15 protein-coding genes and 2 pseudogenes are annotated in these 15,918 nt (G+C 62.4%); 5 read left to right on the plus strand and 12 right to left on the minus strand.

What is annotated here, in order from left to right:
• Positions 1-27 precede the first annotated feature (27 nt).
• The 4 genes and pseudogenes from SM757_RS28745 to SM757_RS28760 form a co-directional block, all read right to left on the minus strand.
• A pseudogene (locus SM757_RS28745) lies at positions 28-327 on the minus strand (transposase); the annotation flags it as partial.
• A gap of 137 nt (positions 328-464) precedes the next feature.
• Positions 465-929: a hypothetical protein gene (locus SM757_RS28750; protein ID WP_322467986.1), complete on the minus strand. Its 465-nt coding sequence runs from the start codon at positions 927-929 to the stop codon at positions 465-467.
• Positions 926-1,459 carry a MarR family winged helix-turn-helix transcriptional regulator gene (locus tag SM757_RS28755; protein ID WP_322467987.1) on the minus strand — a complete coding sequence of 178 codons (534 nt, stop codon included), beginning with the start codon at positions 1,457-1,459 and terminating at the stop codon, positions 926-928. The genes SM757_RS28750 and SM757_RS28755 overlap by 4 nt, the downstream gene beginning before the upstream one ends.
• Positions 1,453-1,758, minus strand: coding sequence for a hypothetical protein (locus SM757_RS28760; RefSeq protein ID WP_322467988.1), 306 nt, complete (start codon positions 1,756-1,758; stop codon positions 1,453-1,455). The genes SM757_RS28755 and SM757_RS28760 overlap by 7 nt, the downstream gene beginning before the upstream one ends.
• Positions 1,759-1,780: 22 nt before the next feature.
• Here SM757_RS28760 and SM757_RS28765 point away from each other — a divergent pair, with 22 nt between their 5' ends.
• A complete protein-coding gene (locus SM757_RS28765) occupies positions 1,781-2,470 on the plus strand; it encodes a DNA/RNA non-specific endonuclease (protein ID WP_322467989.1) in 690 nt (229 codons plus the stop codon).
• A gap of 48 nt (positions 2,471-2,518) precedes the next feature.
• Here the strand turns inward: SM757_RS28765 and SM757_RS28770 are convergent.
• The 4 genes and pseudogenes from SM757_RS28770 to SM757_RS28785 all read right to left on the minus strand — a co-directional run bounded on the left by SM757_RS28770 (position 2,519) and on the right by SM757_RS28785 (position 5,727).
• Positions 2,519-2,928 (minus strand): annotated as a pseudogene (locus tag SM757_RS28770) (YpsA SLOG family protein).
• Positions 2,913-3,302, minus strand: coding sequence for a surface-adhesin E family protein (locus tag SM757_RS28775; RefSeq protein ID WP_322467990.1), 390 nt, complete (start codon positions 3,300-3,302; stop codon positions 2,913-2,915). Before SM757_RS28775 ends, SM757_RS28770 begins: the two are co-directional and overlap by 16 nt.
• A gap of 214 nt (positions 3,303-3,516) precedes the next feature.
• A complete protein-coding gene (locus SM757_RS28780; RefSeq protein WP_322467991.1) occupies positions 3,517-4,488 on the minus strand; it encodes a hypothetical protein in 972 nt (323 codons plus the stop codon).
• Positions 4,489-4,731: 243 nt separating this feature from the next.
• Positions 4,732-5,727: a hypothetical protein gene (locus tag SM757_RS28785; protein ID WP_322467992.1), complete on the minus strand. Its 996-nt coding sequence runs from the start codon at positions 5,725-5,727 to the stop codon at positions 4,732-4,734.
• Between the two features lie 573 nt (positions 5,728-6,300).
• On the opposite strand from SM757_RS28785, the gene SM757_RS28790 reads away from it, so the two are divergent.
• Positions 6,301-7,245 carry an NYN domain-containing protein gene (locus SM757_RS28790; RefSeq protein WP_322467993.1) on the plus strand — a complete coding sequence of 315 codons (945 nt, stop codon included), beginning with the start codon at positions 6,301-6,303 and terminating at the stop codon, positions 7,243-7,245.
• Between the two features lie 665 nt (positions 7,246-7,910).
• Here SM757_RS28790 and SM757_RS28795 read toward each other — a convergent pair.
• Entirely contained in the window at positions 7,911-8,531 is a 621-nt protein-coding gene (locus tag SM757_RS28795) for a TetR/AcrR family transcriptional regulator (RefSeq protein WP_322467994.1), read from the minus strand.
• Between the two features lie 83 nt (positions 8,532-8,614).
• Here SM757_RS28795 and SM757_RS28800 point away from each other — a divergent pair, with 83 nt between their 5' ends.
• Positions 8,615-9,082: a nuclear transport factor 2 family protein gene (locus SM757_RS28800; protein ID WP_322467995.1), complete on the plus strand. Its 468-nt coding sequence runs from the start codon at positions 8,615-8,617 to the stop codon at positions 9,080-9,082.
• Positions 9,083-9,317: 235 nt separating this feature from the next.
• On the opposite strand, the gene SM757_RS28805 is transcribed toward SM757_RS28800, so the two are convergent.
• From SM757_RS28805 to SM757_RS28815, 3 genes are all read right to left on the minus strand, one after another.
• Positions 9,318-9,509, minus strand: coding sequence for a hypothetical protein (locus SM757_RS28805; RefSeq protein ID WP_322467996.1), 192 nt, complete (start codon positions 9,507-9,509; stop codon positions 9,318-9,320).
• Between the two features lie 40 nt (positions 9,510-9,549).
• The gene (gene cynS, locus SM757_RS28810) at positions 9,550-9,981 is read right to left on the minus strand and encodes a cyanase (RefSeq protein WP_407655813.1); all 432 of its coding nucleotides are present in this window, start codon (positions 9,979-9,981) and stop codon (positions 9,550-9,552) included.
• A 69-nt stretch (positions 9,982-10,050) separates the two neighbouring features.
• On the minus strand, positions 10,051-10,713 hold the full coding sequence (locus SM757_RS28815; RefSeq protein WP_322467998.1) for a carbonic anhydrase: 663 nt from the start codon (positions 10,711-10,713) through the stop codon (positions 10,051-10,053).
• A 126-nt stretch (positions 10,714-10,839) separates the two neighbouring features.
• On the opposite strand from SM757_RS28815, the gene cynR reads away from it, so the two are divergent.
• Together cynR and pdxR are read left to right on the plus strand one after the other, a co-directional pair.
• Positions 10,840-11,727, plus strand: coding sequence for a transcriptional regulator CynR (gene cynR, locus SM757_RS28820; protein ID WP_322467999.1), 888 nt, complete (start codon positions 10,840-10,842; stop codon positions 11,725-11,727).
• A 416-nt stretch (positions 11,728-12,143) separates the two neighbouring features.
• Positions 12,144-15,854 (plus strand): MocR-like pyridoxine biosynthesis transcription factor PdxR, encoded by a 3,711-nt coding sequence (gene pdxR / locus SM757_RS28825; RefSeq protein WP_322468000.1) that lies wholly within the window; start codon positions 12,144-12,146, stop codon positions 15,852-15,854.
• The last annotated feature ends 64 nt before the right edge of the window (positions 15,855-15,918 follow it).

The following is a 15,918-nucleotide window of genomic DNA, read 5'->3' on the forward strand; positions in this document are numbered from 1 at the left end:
GGACGCTCTGCTTTAACTAAAGCAATTTCAGCTTGACCGGCCGTAGCCGCAGTGCCGGAAGTAGTTGCGGCACTGGGCCGGGCTGAAGGCGTCCAGCAGTTCGCTGATGGCAGTCCACAACGCTTCCACGGTGCGCGCTGAAGCCGGGCGCAACAGTTCCTTGAGCTTGGAGAAGACCTGCTCGATGGGATTGAAGTCGGGGCTGTAGGGCGGTAGGTACAACAGCTTGGCGCCTCGCGCCTCGATGGCTTCGCGTACACCCGAGACCTTATGCGCGCTCAGATTGTCCATCACCACGATGTCGCCCTTCTTGAGCACGGGGCCTAGATTCGGGCGAGCCCTTCTGACGGACCGTGTTCCTCACAATATCGTCAACCGGATTGTTGAGCGCGCTTCCAGCACGTTGTCTAAGTCCCAACTGCGTATTAAGCAGATGGAGTCCAGAGCCGGCCGTGAGGCATCACTCAACCACGCGGCACCAACGCATGCCGCACTGGCGATAACCGCCCAGTGAGCCGCATCCCGTCGCGGATGTTAAGCGCAAGCAACGTGAGGTTGACCGCTCCTGCCGCCAACTCAAGGCCTTGGAGTGCGTAGAAGGCTCCATCGAACCGTCCAGCGTTCGCCATCGAGGCCAGCACATAGGCGCTGGGCAGAAGGACCAGCAAGCCGTTGGCCGCGACAACCTTCATGCGCCGCCCCTTGATGTCGACCAGACGGCCATGACGTGTCCGGGCCAAGGAGAAGCCGCTGCCACCAGTTGCGGCCATGGCCGGTACCAGCACCCACATGCCAGCCAGGACAGCATTCTTTACGACCACGACACTTGCCAAGCCAAGGAACAGTTCAGAGATGAGGGTGGAAGACCAGAACGTGGCAATGCATAACAGCGCGATGACGCCGAACAAGCCATGCAACTTGGTCTTCATGATTCGATCTCCAACGGATGGTTGAGGGGCTGCAGTTGCTGCAGCATCGACTCCAGCGTCTTCACCGCTGACTGCACCTGTGCAGCTGGAATGCGTGCAGCGAGCTCCGCGGTTTGCTCAGCCCACAGGCCCTCGGCCTGGAGGTAGAGCTCGCGGCCTTGCGGCGTCATCACGTACTGCGGTGAGCGCCGGTGCGCAGGGTTGGGGCGCGACTCGATGAAGCCTTGTTCGAGCAGCAAGTTGAGCTGCTTCTGCGCGCCTTGGCGCGTGACGCCCATCGCTTGGCCAATCTGTGGGGCGGTCAGCGGCACGCCGGCGAGCGCGATTGCACCCAGCATCTGCCAGCGTGCGCTGGTCAGGCCCAACGGTTCCACCAGCGCATCTCCCCACTGCAAGAGCTCGCCGTTCAGTCGAAAGACTGTCAACGTCAGGCTCGTAATGGCTTCGGTCTGAGGAGAGAACGGCGAAGAAGTAGGATCACGAGATTTCATGACAACCAGTTTCCATTCATGGAAACCGGTTGTCAACATTCATGCAGACTTCCGGCGCTTGACCAAAGCCTCACAGCGTGGTGACCAACACGCGTATCGAACAGAACGCTGCGCGATGGAGACGGCCGTGCTGCAATGCCGCCGGAAAGTGCATCGTCACTGCCGGAATCACGCACTTTCCAGACCGCCGCCAACACTGCAAGCCGGTAATCGAAGGCGGCCGAGTGGCATGCGCGCTGACAATCGTGTCCCATGAAAACAAGATTCCGCTTTTTTCTGATTGCCGCTGCCAGCGTGTTGGCATTGACCGCGTGCGATTCGCGCGTGACGTTGCCCAAGGAGATGCGACCGCCAACGGCCGTGTCGGCCGAGCCGGTGACCGGCTTCAGGCAGTGCCGCCAGTTCTTTCCCGGCGAACTGCCGCGCGTGCCGGAATTGCAGGCGCGGCAGCCGCGCGACCTTTGCTACGACGCCTTTGCCATACTGCATTCCGGCCGCACCAAAACGCCGATCTTTGCCGTTGAAAAGCTCACCACTGCGCAGCTAGCCGACGCCGCTGACGAGGAGCGCACCAACAAATTCTTCGCTGACGCGCGGCTACCCCAGACCGAGCGCGCCACGCTGGACGACTACAAGGGCAGCGGCTTTGACCGCGGCCACATGGCGCCCGCGGCCGACATGCCGACGGCGCAGGCCATGGCTCAGTCATTCAGCTTGGCCAACATGGTGCCCCAGGCGCCAGAGAACAACCGCAAGACCTGGGCGGGACTTGAAGGCGCCACCAGGGCCTACGTCAAGCGCGCCAAGGGTCCGGTCTTCGTCTTTACTGGACCCGTTTACCCTAAGGCCGGCGCACAGGTGATTGGTAAAGGCCGCGTCTGGGTGCCGGCCCAGCTTTACAAGCTCGTATACGACGCCGGCTCGAACCGGGCTTGGGCGCATTGGGTTGAAAACGCCAACGACGCCCAGGCGGGCAAGCCCATTACGTACCGGGACTTGGTGGCGCGTACCGGCATTGAGTTCTTGCCAGGGATAGACCCTGGCGAGTGAAAGGCAGGTGTCCGTATAGGCTCCACGGCGTTGGGAGCGTCCATTCGATTACCCCATCCAGGTCGGCCGCGCCGTACGCCAGTCCATGCCCGGGTGCAGGTGCAGCCAGGGCTTGGTGAGCTGCCTGGCAAAGATCATCGTCTGGCGGCTGCCACCGGTGAGCTCGGGCACGGTGGACAGGATCAGCGTCGCATCGGCGTCGCGCACGGTGGCCTTGTGCGGTGGCGGTAGCTACCGCCGTCGGGCACTTCGGTGAGCTGGTACAGCGGCGGGATGGTGCCATCCTCCACGATCCGTCCGGCCGGACACCAGCCGCCGTGCGGGACGCCGTGGGCCAGAGCCCAATCCAGCGCGGCCCGATCTGCACCGGTCTGCCCTCCTGAAACAACGCGCTCGATCACCACACCCTCACGCCCCTGCCCTGTTCTTGCTGTCGCGGCGCTCAGCCGCGGCTGCACACCGCCTTGCTCAGGCTGCTGCCCACCGTGCCCGGTGCGATGGCCATCCAGTCGCCGAACGTCATTCCGCCTCGCGTGGGCTCGCCGCCGCCCATGCGGCCCCGGTAGCTCTGGTGCTGCAGCAGGCGCTGGCGCCGGCCCGGGCAGTCGACTTCGATGAGAAACAGCTTGGAGAGGTCGAAGTCGATTTCCGGCTCGACCATGTCCTTCATCGCCCAGACCTCCCGCAGTGCGCCCGTGGTGCGCATGGAGTCTGGATCGACATACCAGACCGCCTTGGACTCGTCCTCGCCGAAGGCCGTCCAGTGGCCCCAGGCCGGCGCGCCGACAGCAATAGCGGCGGCCAGCAGAAGCACTCCCCTTGCCTTGTTCATGGCTTTCCTCCCGACTGTGCAAGGGCATTGTTTGGCGCGTCATGCACGAGGCGAAAAGACGGGAAAACCTGTGTCGGTGCATTGCCACAGGCAATGCTTGCCCGGACGCAACGGTGTCACGCTCAACCGTTGCGTTGACCGCGCGTAGGGCGGTTTGCTGCTCCGTGGCCTTCAACGCAGGCCGGCTTTCCTGGAGCGTGCGTCGTCGTGCCGCTCAGCGTTGGCCTTCAAGCTCGATGATCCGGGACTGCGCATCGTTGACGTCGCGTTGGAGCTCCACCAAGTAGCGGTGGCGCTCCTCGTCCTGCCACTCGGCCGCCGAGAAGGCCGACAGGGGGTGGCGCGCGCTCATGTGGACCGTACCTGCCCGCGGCGGCATCATGGCGCGGTCCGGAAAACGGTCCGGTCGCAGCAGGAAGGCCTCGACGTCACGCAGCCGCAACGGGAAGACCGGTTGGGCGTCGTGCACGAGCTTGCCGAATAGCGACAGCCGGAAGGCTTGGGTGCCGGCTGCCACGTCGTCGTTGAAGGTCAGCAACGCTAGAGGCCGACCCGTGGCGTCATCCACCCGCCCGGTGACGACGTAGCGACCCGGCTCCTTGACCTCAGCGCCCAGGTAGAAGCTGAGCGAACCGTCCTCCAGCGCCTCGTGCACCGGTCCTTTCCACAAGGCAGGCGCGGCACCAGTGAGGGTCAAGTCAAACCAGACTGACGCTTGGCGGCCCGCATGCGCCAACACCACTTCCACGCGCAGCACGCCGGCCAGCCCGGCAAAGCCTTGCCGCGCCGGCTGCAGCCGCACGCTTTGCACGCTGTCGCCCGCGAACACGTCGCCGTCCAACCCGTCGTCGTTGAAGTTCACGTCCACCACTGGGTAGAGCGAACCACTGTTGCTAGCCGGAATTTCCCGGGCGGTGGCTCGAATCACGCGCACCGGCTGCACCACGCCGTCATCCCTGACCATGCTCACCGATAGGAGCACGCTTTCGTCGCCCTGGATGAACACCCGCTCTTGCGTCGTGCGCACGTGCACACCACGCGCGACGCTGCCGTCCGCCAGACGCAGCACCGCGTCCTCCGTGATGGACAGGAAAGGATGCACCTGGTCAGGCTGCTGGGACAGCGGGCGCGACTCATGCGGATACCGGGTGGACTCCTCGTAGGCCTGCAGCGACTGGCGAGCCAACGTTAGCCGCTGCTGCCAAAGCGTGATCTCCTGCTGCCGCGCTGCAAGCGCCGCTGGCGATAGCGGCACGCTCAAGGCCGAGGTAGCTGAAGCCGCTGTTGGGAACGGCAAGGCTGGAGCCAGCGCAGGAGCGAGCGGCGCTACGGCCTGCGGCTGGGCATCGGCGCCACTGCGCCACCAAGCCAGCAGACCTAGAGCCGCGCTCGCGGCAAAGAGTTGCCATCGGCGCAGCGTCACGGCCCTTTACTTGGCATTGGCCTGCATGTGCGAGCGCAGCGGCGCCACGATGCCGCCCCAGTTCCCGTTGGGGCCATGGTTGTAGAGCACGCCATCGTCACGTAGCAGCACCGAATGGTTGGTCCACTTGGGCTTGCCGTTTTGCGTGGGCGCGGTGCCCAGCGTGAGGTCGTTGCAAAGCCAGTCGGCCAGGTTGCAGTACGCAGCGCTGGAGGTGCCGGCGACGCCGCCGCTGGAGTGGTAAGCCACCCAACTGTCGTCCTGGCCAGGCAGGAGCATCGAAAAGACCGAACCTTTCGCGCCGGCAAACAAGTAGAACATCGTGCCGCGCGTGTTGTTGTGGTTGTAGAGCGACCGCGCCGTGATGGTCTTCAGGTCATAGTCCAGCGGCACCAGATTACCTATATCTGCGATCTCAGATCCGCCGGCCGCTCCACCGGCGACACCGACCCACTTGATGTTCCAGCCCTTTTGCGTCTTGCCGTCGCTGTTGGTGCATTGACCGTCGGAGCGGGGCATGGGTGTCTTCTTGTAGCGGTTCGTGCCGCCGTGAAGGTCAAGCACGTAGCCCACCATGAGGTTGCCCGCGCTGTGCGCAGCGACATAGCACCAGTTGGTGCCAGTGCAGAAGCAGTCAAGCGCATTGATCAGTCGAGACATTTGTGTCGAGATGCGGTTGCGCCCGTCCCAGTTGACCGCCTTCTTATTGACACCGGCGTTCACCGACGCCGTACCCCAATAGCCAAAGTCGTTGTAGTTGCCCGGAACTCCGCCGCCGTTGCGCCCGTTGACCCACAGGGTGTAGTTCGTTGCACTAGCACCAATTGTGGCTGACAGCAGCATCACCAGCACAGAGGACCGTGCCCATCCGAAGCCGTTCGGGCGGCGGCGTTTCAGTTCTGAGTTGTTTCTGAGGCTCGAACAGGACGCAGAAAGCTGGTGTGCTGCCTCAACGGAATGGGGGATGCTGAAGTTGCGGTTTTGGAACGTCATGGCGGCCATCGGATCGGTCTTTTATTGAAGCCGGTTCCAACAACGACCTACAGAACCAGTGGCTCAAATCTTGAGTCGGCCAATTGTAAATCAATGTTTCCTCTAGATCCTGACCTAAAACGGCTACTTGGGTTTTGGTTTGTCCTCTCTAAATCCATGCATCGACAGTGGCCAGGGAATGACGTGTCCTGCCCAACTGCTGCCCAATTGCCAAAGACCAGCCCGCCGCGCGTTGGCTTGCCGCTGCCTATGCGGTCACGGAAGCACCGGACTGGTATTGCAGCAGCCCCTTGCGCTGCGACGGCACTGAGCATGCCCACGTGGCGGGTGAGGCGCCTGCTTTTGCGTTTTTAGAAAAGCCCGGTTCGAGCCGGCTGGTCTTCGAAGGCACGCTGATTTGCAGTTTTGGCTTGTCACCCAGTGTTCCTGTGAAGTGGGGCGCACCGCGGGCGTACGATTGCGCTCTTGCATCCCCCTCCCCGGCTGCGCGTGGAAGCTTTGGCCACTGGCTCCAGCCCGCGCGGGATACAGCCTTCTCGGCCATCTCTCTCCCATTCCATTACCCCGATTCCAATAGCCTTCATGCTGTCCACCAACCCAAAGCTCCTGCGCATCGGCGTCTTCTATGACGGCGAGTATTTCCGTCGCGTGAGCAACTATTACTCTGGCGTCCATCCGCGAAAGGCCCGCATCAGCATCGAGGGGCTGCACAACTTCATCCGCGCCCGCGCCGCCGCCGCGGAAGGCACAGAGTTCAAGCTCGCGCAGATTGTGGACGCGCACTATTTCCGTGGGCGCATGAAGGCCAGAGAGGCCGAGGAGCGCGACATCCTGTTCCAGGAGCGCACCTTCGAGGACGTGCTCATGTACGAGGGCGTGACCACGCACTACCTGCCCAAGGGGCCGGAGGGCGAGAAGGGCATCGACGTCTGGTTGGCCCTGGAAGCGTTCGAGATGGCCATCTACAAGCGCTACGACGTGCTGGCGCTGATCGCCGGCGACGGCGACTTCGTGCCGCTGGCGCGCAAGCTCAACACCCTAGGCACGCGCGTGATGCTGCTGGGCTGGGATTTCAGCTTCACCGACAGCGCGGGCAACCTGCGCGAGATGAAGACCTCCCAGCTGCTCTACGGCGAGGTGCCCTACGCGCTGCGCATGGCCGAAGTCATGGATGCGTCGCGGGAAGGCGGTGATCCGGCCGTGGACGGGCTGTTCTACCGCCCGGAATACCGGCCCGCGTCCATTCCGAGCCCGCTGATCACCACCATCGGCGTGTTGACGGCGCCGCCCGAAGTCGGCTCCATGCAGCAGGGCCGCATTCCCAATCTCAGGGATACCTACGGCTTTATCCAGCCCGACGCTGGCGGGGACAATATCTTTTTCCCCTTCAGTTCATTGCCGCCTGGCGAGGCGCAGCGGCTGCAACCGGGTATACGCGTGTCCTATGAATACAGCCGCGGCGAGCGCGGGCCGATTGCGCCGAGGGTTTGGATATTGCCTGACCAGATATTGCCAGGCCAATATTGAGCATCGGGCGTTACGTCAACTTCGTTAATTTCAAATCACTCACTGTAGACACTTCTCGTAGTAATGGCACACGTGGCCGCCACTCACAGGCGTCCTGGTCAACATATTGCCTTCTTCTCAAGGTCTTGCGTCAGCGTACGCGGTCAGATGGATGCCAGATCAACTTTATATGAAGCGCGGAGCAGGCCCGCACGAAGGCTTCGTTCCGGGCACGGTACAGTGCCTCATGCGACAGTCCGGCTTCCCGGGCCACTTGTGCCATAGCGCGCGTGGGCGCCACGGCGCCCAGTGCAGCTGCAATTCCCGAAGCAAGGGGCTGCAAGGTCTGTCCGTGCAGTTTGGTGCGCTCCGGGTTCAAAAGGGCAAATGAACCAACGGCTTGCAAGTTTGACTGAGTGGTTGTCGTACGAATTCCGCAGGCGCTTATGTGGCAACAGAAATTCGACCATCGCTGCACTCTCCCCGCGAAAAGTCCGGTTACCCCGAGCCCGTATGCAAAGTCGATCGGCGATGGGTGTCTGCATCCCTCGCCTGCAATGTCTGCCTTTGGCATGCCGATGGACCGTAGCCAGTGCTCGCAAACCGGTCAGCAATGCTGACCTAGCCCAGCACAGGGGTGACCAATGCGGTCATCGCATGAACGTGCGTCGGACAGGCGCACGAGTTCAGTTTCCCAGCACAGGCTCCACAAGCACCTTCAGCGTAATGAGCAGCGATGCAACCGGAGTACCCATCTGGGCATGCACGATGGCGCCGTCGATGGCAAACGCCAGCGCCCGAGCCTTGACTGCGCGGCCCGGTCCGCGAGGCACAAGCTTCTCGAAGATGGAAGTCATTTCGGCCTTGTGTTGGCGGACGATGTCGAGGATCTCAGAGTCTGAAGAACCGAGTTCTACGGCGGAATTGATGAAGGCACAGCCTCTGTAGTCCGGCCGGCTCCACCACTCTTCGAAGGTAGACAGTACGGCTCCCGTGGCCGAATCACCAGATGCAATATTGCGTTCCAAAGATGCTCGCAGCCACGCCATCCAGTGCTCGTGGCGGTAGGCAAGGTACGCCCGGACGAGGTCATTTTTGCTGGGGTACTGGCGATAAAACGTTACCTTGGTGACTTTCGAGTGCTCAATGATCCGGTCAACGCCCGTGGCTCTGATGCCGTCACGGTAGAAGAGGTCATGCGCCGTCACCAGGATGCGCTCGCGTGGCGTAAGTTCTGCAGAGGAGACGGTTTCCGTGCTCATGTTGAGCATTGTAGACAGGTCATTCCACTTCATCAAGAAATCCATGTAGACGAGTCGTTCTACTTGAACTAGAGTTATGCATGTAGACAGTACTGTCTACGTGTATTCAAACTCCCGTGGATCCCATCATGAGCACTCGTCCCCCTCTGCCGCCCTTCACCCGAGAAAGCGCCATCCAAAAGGTTCGCCTTGCCGAAGACGGTTGGAACACCCGTGACGCTGAAAAAGTCGCACTCGCGTACACGCTGGACACCAAGTGGCGTAACCGCGTCGAATTCGCCAGCAACCGCGCCGAAGCGAAAGCGTTCCTGGAGCGCAAGTGGCGCAAGGAACTTGACTACCGCCTCATCAAGGAGTTGTGGGCTTTCGAGGGCAACCGCATCGCAGTTCGCTATGCCTACGAATGGCGTGACGATGCCGGCAATTGGTTCCGTTCGTACGGCAACGAAAACTGGGAATTCGCCGAAGATGGCTTGATGCAGCGTCGCTACGCCTGCATCAACGACATGCCCATCACGGCCGAGGATCGCAAGTTCCATTGGCCGCTCGGTCGCCGCCCGGATGACCATCCCGGCCTGACCGAGTTGGGTCTGTAATTCTTGAGCTGTCTTTTGGCATGTGAGCACCCTGGCGGGAGCGCCGGGTGCTTCGGACATCAGAAGACCTTCCGCTGCGACGAACGCTTCGTCGGGGAAGGCCTGAAGCGCGTCCACGCTTCGCGCGCAAAAAGGATGACGGGCGCCTTTCACGTCTGGAAAGGTGCCCGTCGAAATCACCGATCGGCGAATCTCCCTGATCTAAAAAAAACGAGATCAGGGCGAAGGACCACGTTCACTCGTAGGCCGACTTGTGACTCATGATGAAGGCCCACGTCACCGCGACGCGCGGCGTTTCCCCATACGACATCGGGAAGCCGTCCAGGCTGGCCAGCCAACCCTCGGGGGTCAGGTGAAGGGTGAGGCGCCCCGCTGTCACCAGGGGCTCGCTCCATGCAAGCATGAGCTGATTGTCGTTCGTGTTCATCGCGGCCCCCTTCACTCAGCTGGGAGAGATCGGTGAAAACTCAGAAAGGCTTGTTGGGCAGGAACTTCCCGTCCAGAGTGATCACCGCGCGGGAGCCGCCTTCCGGGTCTTCCACCTTGTTGATGTCGAGCTTGAAGTTGATGGCGCTGACGATGCCGTCTCCGAACTGCTCATGAACGAGCGCCTTGAGCGTGGTGCCGTAGATTTGCACCATCTCGTAGAAGCGGTAGATGGTCGGATCGGTAGGCACGCCTCCGGGGATGCTGCCCCGCAGGGGAATTGCCTGCAATTCCTTGGCATCGGTAGCGTCCAAGCCGAGTCGGCTGCAGACCAGCTCCGCGGCGTGCTTCGGCAACGCGTGCTGCCCGAGCAGTGCGGCGGTGACATAGGCCACCCGGAGTCCGGTCCCTTCGGCCAATTCACCGAAGCTGATGTCTTTGATTGCTTTTGAGGACAGCACGCGGCTGGTCAACTCAGCGCGCGAATCCTGGGTCACATTGGAATGAAGCACAGTAATGGTCCTTTCAGAGGGGAAGAGAAATCAGGCCGCTTTCAGCTGCGGATGCGGCTCGGAAGCGACGGTTTCGGGGAAATCGGCGAGGCTGACGAAGATGCCGCGCATGCCGTCGAGGGCCTTGATGCCACCGGATTCAATGTCATAAACCCAGCCGTGCAGGCTGAGCTGGTCCTGTTCAAGCGCCAGCGCGACGGCCGGATGGGTGCGGAGGTTGGCCAGTTGGGCCACCACATTGGCATACACCATCGAATTGACCTTGGCTCCAGGCGTTTCGTGGGTATGCGCCTCGTTCACCGCCTTGGCGGCATCGGCGTTGCGCAGCCAGCTGGCGACGGCGGGCAGGTGATCCAGACAGGTGTGCTTGGCAATTGCCGTCATCGCGCCGCAGTCGCTATGACCGCAGACCACGATATCGGTCACTCCCAACACCTCGACCGCATACTCGACGCTAGCGGTGACACCGCCAGGTTCCGAGCTGTAGGACGGGACGATGTTGCCGGCATTGCGGATCACGAAAACGTCGCCGGGCTGTTGTTGAGTAAGCAACTCCGGAACAACACGGCTGTCCGAGCAGGTGACAAAGAGGGCACTGGGTTTCTGACTTGTCGCCAGTGCCTTGAACAGGCTCGACATTTGGGGGAAAACATCGGCTTGAAACTTCATCGCGCCTTTGATGAACGGTTTCATGTGACTCACCGTGTTGTTGCGATGAAGTCATCTTCAGCCGATTCCGCCGGCCGGTCCAAGACTGGTTTCGGATGGCGCCCATAGGCACGACCAATACCACTGCCCAAACAGGCCAGACGCAAAGGCATGGACATGCAGCTTCGTCATATTCGCTACCTCCTTGCCGTGGCTGAACACGGCAACTTCACGCGCGCCGCGGAGGCTCTTCACGTCTCGCAACCAACCCTGTCGCAGCAGATCATTCAACTGGAGGAAACGCTGGGCGTGGCACTTCTGGACCGCAGCGGACGGACCGTGACGGTGACGGACGCGGGCAGCGTCTACATAGAACATGCGCGCCGGGCACTGCGTGAATTAGCGGCGGCGCGACGGGCCATCCATGACGTGCAGGATCTTCAGCGCGGTGAACTGCGCCTGGCGACGACACCCACCTTTACTACCTACCTGGTCGGCCCCTTGGTGACTGCGTTTCACGCGCAACATCCGGGGATCGTTATCCGGCTAAAGGAGATGTCTCTCGACACCATTACGGCTGCGGTGGCGGCCGATGAGGTCGATCTAGGCATCGCGTTCAATGTCTCGCGACCTGCGGAGAACATCGAGTGTGAACCCATTCTGGTGGAGCGGCTCAGCGTCGTTGTGGGACGCGGCCACCGCTTCTCTGCATACGAAGAGGCGATCACGCCGCAGATGTTGGCGGCCGAACGGCTTGGCGTGCTGAGTCCTGACTTCGCTACACGCGCCCATGTGGACGAGTACTTTCGGTCTCACGCCCTCTCACCCACCATCGCCCTCGAGGCCAACACTATCAGCGCCCTAATCGAGGTCGTCCGGCGAAGTGATGTGATCACCCTTCTTCCAGAAGCCATTGGCGAGCGGCACCCCGACCTCTGCAATATCGTGATCTCTCCGGCGCCGAACCCACGCACGGCAGCGCTCTTGCGTCGAAAAGATGCGTATCAGTCCGCCGCCGCGTTGGCGTTTGCGCAGCTGTGCCGGACTGGTTACCAGTAGGGTAAGCAATGGGATGGATGCCCCCACCCGACAACGGCATCGATGTGCCAGAGTGGAAGTGTCAGCAGCTACTCAAACCGGAAGGGGCGCCCACCATGCAAGTCACGATGCTGTTCGCGCTGGGCAACCTGTGGAGATGCGCCGACAACTCATCGAGGCCCAGGGACGAGTGCGCCTGCAATCCGCCCGAGCGCCATCGAGACACCCGAAAGAGGCCTGCTGATGCGTCAGTCCGGCCACGAATCGCGACCCGCAGCCCCATTGCAAGGCATCGAACTCAAATCGTCAGTCCGCGAACAGGCGGGATGGGATTTCGCAGACCTTCTTTAGGGCGATACGACATGCGCGCGGCGACCATACTGGGGAGCGAGGGGTTCCCGAGTGTGTTTAGTACGAATCTTGCTTGAATGCATGTCATGCAATTGCCGATTTCCATCGATGTCGGGAGCGGTCAGACGCTGCAGGCCCAGCTCATAGAACAACTGCGTACGTTGATCCGCACGCGCTGTCTGTTGCCTGGGGCGTCGTTGCCCGCATCGAGGGACCTCGCCCGGCAGGTTGGAATTTCACGTAACACGGTGACGGGAGCTTACGAGACGCTCATCGCTGAGGGATACCTCCGCACAGAGAAGGCGGTCGGAACCTTCGTCGCGGAACTCCTGCCTGATGACGCCATCGGGCATCCCACAACGCCACCCGCGCTGGAGTCGCGCAGCGGTAGCCTGTATCGCGCGCTAAACCTGCCGCTGCCGTATGCTGGCCGCGGCCCCTCCGGGCTGTACCAGCAGACACCCCGGCAGATCGATATCGATTTTGTCTTCGGGCGCAATTCGCCACGCGCGTTTCCTGAGAGGGTCTGGCGTCGGATCGTGACAGATTGTCTTGGCGGGGCCGCGGAGCGCTTCGCCGAGTACGGAGATCCGGCAGGGTTGCCTGCACTGCGTGAGCAAGTGGCGAGCTCTCTGGGGCCAGCCCGCGGCATGGTCCTGGCAGCCGATCAAGTCATCGTGGTGGCGGGCTTCCAGCAGGGCATCAACTTGGCGGCGCACCTGTTCGTCGGCACCAATACAGGCATCGCGATGGAAGCTCCAACCTATCGTGGTGCTGCTTTCCTCTTCGAGAGCTATGGCGGCAAGGTGATCCCCGTGCCGGTGGATCGCCACGGATTGGACGTCAGCCGCATGCCGACACAGCGTGTCAAGCTGGTCTATGTCACGCCGTCGCACCAGTTCCCGACTGGCACAACCATGCCGCTGGAACGGCGCCTGGAATTGCTCGACTGGGCCGCCAGGGCGGGGGCTTACATCCTTGAGGTCGACTATGACGCCGACTTTCGCTACGACGGTTCGCCGCTTCCGTCCCTGCAGTCGCTCGACCGCCACGGCTGTGTCATCTACTTGAACTCGTTCTCCCGCTCGCTCGGTCCGGGGATGCGGATTGGGTATGCCGTGGTGCCGCGCGACCTGATCCAGCCCGCCGTGACGATCAAGTCGTTGATGGACAACGGCTTCCCCTGGTTGGAACAGGCAGCTCTGACCCAGTTCCTGCGGGAAGGTGCCTACGAGACCCACGTAAAGCGCATCCGACAGATGTACGGCCTGCGGCGTGACGCGCTGCTGGGTGCGTTGCAGGAACATCTGCCTGAGGCGGCGATCAGTGGCCAGGATGCCGGCACCCATGTATGCCTGCAGTTTCCCGACGACGCGCCCACCGCTGCTGAATGGCGTGCTGCGGGGGCGGCCGTGGGAATCGGTCTGCATCCCCTCGAGGGCAGTGCCTGCTCGCATTACGAGCACCTGCCGGGCTTTGAGCGCACTGTGTTGATGGGTTATGCCCATCTCGACGAAACGCAGATTCGTGACGGCGTGGCGCGTCTGGCGCAGGCCGTACCTGCCGAGAACCGGACCGGCACGATGACCTTCATGAGGCTGGGCACAGCCTCGCGGCAGCCTCGGATGCTGTCGTCTGGCCGCCCGAAGCCCGCGGCTGGACGTTCGTCTCCTCACACGAGCCGGACGCTCACCGTGCGTGGCGCTTGTCCCCAAGACTGCCCAGACACATGCGCCCTGCTGTACCACGTGGAGGATCGCAAGCTTGTCGAAGTGACCGGTGACGCAGACCACCCGATGACGCGCGGAGGCCTCTGCGTAAAGTTGAAGAACTTTGCCGAGCATCACTACAACCCCGATCGCCTGCTGTACCCGATGAAGCGGGTTGGCCCGAAGGGCAGCGGCCAGTTCGCGCGGATCTCCTGGGACGAAGCGCTGGCAACCATCAAGACGAATTGGGACCAGATTATCGCCACGCACGGCGCGCAGGCCATCATGCCCCACGCCTACATGGGACACCAAGGCACGATCAACGGGCTGACGGCGGGCGACGCGTTCTTCAACCGGCTGGGCTCGACGGTGGCGGAGAAGACGTACTGCGAATCAGGCTCGTCGACGGCCTGGATCATGACGGTGGGGCCCACCGGTGGGCTGGACCTGGAGAGCTTGGCCTACGCCAAGTACATCATTGTGTGGGGCATGAACATGCTCAACACGAACATGCATGCCTGGAAGTTCATCCTCGATGCCAAGGCGCAGGGCGCGACGATCGTCGTGATCGATCCGGTGCGCACGCGCACCGCCAAGCAAGCGGACTGGCACATCCGCATCCGCCCCGGCACCGATGGTGCGCTGGCGCTGGGCATGATGAACGTGATCATCGCGGAAGACCTGGTGGACCACGACTACGTCGAGAAGTACACGCTGGGCTATGAACAGCTGAAGGCGCGCGCGGCGGAGTTTCCGCCCGAGCGCGTGGCCGAGATCACCGGCATTCCGGTAGAAGACATCCTGAAGCTTTCGCGTGCGTATGCGACCACGCAGCCGTCGGCCATTCGCCAAGGCGTGGCCGTCGAGCGTAGCCCGGGTGGGGGTGATGCGCTGCGGGCCATCACCTGCCTGCCGGCGCTGGTGGGGGCTTGGCGTCATGTTGGCGGTGGTGCGGTGGAGATGCCGATCTGGGAGTTCCCGACGGACTTCGGCTTCCTCTGCCGGCCCGACTGGATCAAGCCGGGCACGCGCGTGGTCAACGAGCTCGAGCTTGGAGCTGCCCTCACCGGCGAGATGCCGCTCAACCCGCCGATCCAATCGCTGTTCGTCTACAACTCCAACCCGGTGTCGCAGGCGCCAGATGCGGGGACCCTCGTCAAGGGGCTGCTGCGCGAGGACTTGTTCACGGTGGTCAGCGAGCTGTTCCTCACCGACACTGCTAAGTACGCCGACCTGCTGCTGCCGGCCACCATGCAGGCCGAGCAACTCGACCTGATGATCAGCTGGGGCCACTTGTACTTGATGCTCAACCAGCCGGCGATCGAACCGCCAGGTGAATGCGTGCCGAACGCCGAACTGTTCCGCCGCCTCGCCCACACGATGGGCTTTGACGACGAGCAGTTCCGCATGAGCGACGAGACCATGCTGCGCCGCGCCTACGACTGGAACGACCCGCGCATGGCAGGCATCACGTACGACAAGCTGAAGGAAGTGGGCTACATGCGGCTCAACGTGGGCGCGCCGCACGAGCGTGCGCCGCATGCCCACGGCGACTTCAAGACACCCTCTGGCAAATGCGAGTTCGCCGCCAGTGCGGCCTCTCGTGGCAACTTCGTTGTCAGCTTCTGGCGTTCCGGCTATGAGCGCATGCAGCCGGGAACCCCGGTCGAAGCCGTGCCAGACTACATTCCACCGCACGAGAGCGCAGACGATCAACTAGCTCGACGCTATCCCTTCAGCCTGATGTCGCCCAAGCCGCATGCGTTCCTCAACACGCAGTACGGCAACGAGACCCTGCAGCAGCGGCGCCAGGGCGAACAGATCATCGTGATCCACCCTATGGATGCGCTGCCACGCAACATCGAGAACGGCACCTACGTACGCGTGTTCAATGCTCGAGGCACCTTCGAAGCGCGTGCGGAACTCAGCGAGGACGTCTGCCCGGGCCTGATGATGACCAACGTCGGCCATTGGCCCGGTCTCAACCGCAGCGGCATGGCGGTCAACTCGACCACGGCCCGGCGGCATGCCAACCTCGGCCAGGCCGGGGTCTACTCGGACAATCGCGTCGACGTCGAGCGGGCTTGAGTCGCCGCACCGCTCGCGGCGGTGCAATCCGTTCCAGACTTTGATAACGCTCCTCGGGTGTGCG

It is taken from the genome of Azohydromonas lata (genome assembly GCF_034427735.1).
Taxonomy (GTDB): domain Bacteria; phylum Pseudomonadota; class Gammaproteobacteria; order Burkholderiales; family Burkholderiaceae_C; genus Azohydromonas; species Azohydromonas lata.

Excerpts from the sequence above, each read along its gene's own strand:
- pdxR (WP_322468000.1), top strand. The coding sequence starts at position 12,144 with ATGCAATTGCCGATTTCCATCGATGTCGGGAGCGGTCAGACGCTGCAG.
- SM757_RS28775 (WP_322467990.1), bottom strand. The coding sequence starts at position 3,302 with ATGAACAAGGCAAGGGGAGTGCTTCTGCTGGCCGCCGCTATTGCTGTC.
- SM757_RS28795 (WP_322467994.1), bottom strand. The coding sequence starts at position 8,531 with ATGGATTTCTTGATGAAGTGGAATGACCTGTCTACAATGCTCAACATG.
- cynR (WP_322467999.1), top strand. The coding sequence starts at position 10,840 with ATGGACATGCAGCTTCGTCATATTCGCTACCTCCTTGCCGTGGCTGAA.
- SM757_RS28815 (WP_322467998.1), bottom strand. The coding sequence starts at position 10,713 with ATGAAACCGTTCATCAAAGGCGCGATGAAGTTTCAAGCCGATGTTTTC.
- SM757_RS28800 (WP_322467995.1), top strand. The coding sequence starts at position 8,615 with ATGAGCACTCGTCCCCCTCTGCCGCCCTTCACCCGAGAAAGCGCCATC.
- SM757_RS28785 (WP_322467992.1), bottom strand. The coding sequence starts at position 5,727 with ATGGCCGCCATGACGTTCCAAAACCGCAACTTCAGCATCCCCCATTCC.
- SM757_RS28805 (WP_322467996.1), bottom strand. The coding sequence starts at position 9,509 with ATGAACACGAACGACAATCAGCTCATGCTTGCATGGAGCGAGCCCCTG.
- SM757_RS28750 (WP_322467986.1), bottom strand. The coding sequence starts at position 929 with ATGAAGACCAAGTTGCATGGCTTGTTCGGCGTCATCGCGCTGTTATGC.
- SM757_RS28790 (WP_322467993.1), top strand. The coding sequence starts at position 6,301 with ATGCTGTCCACCAACCCAAAGCTCCTGCGCATCGGCGTCTTCTATGAC.
- SM757_RS28755 (WP_322467987.1), bottom strand. The coding sequence starts at position 1,459 with ATGTTGACAACCGGTTTCCATGAATGGAAACTGGTTGTCATGAAATCT.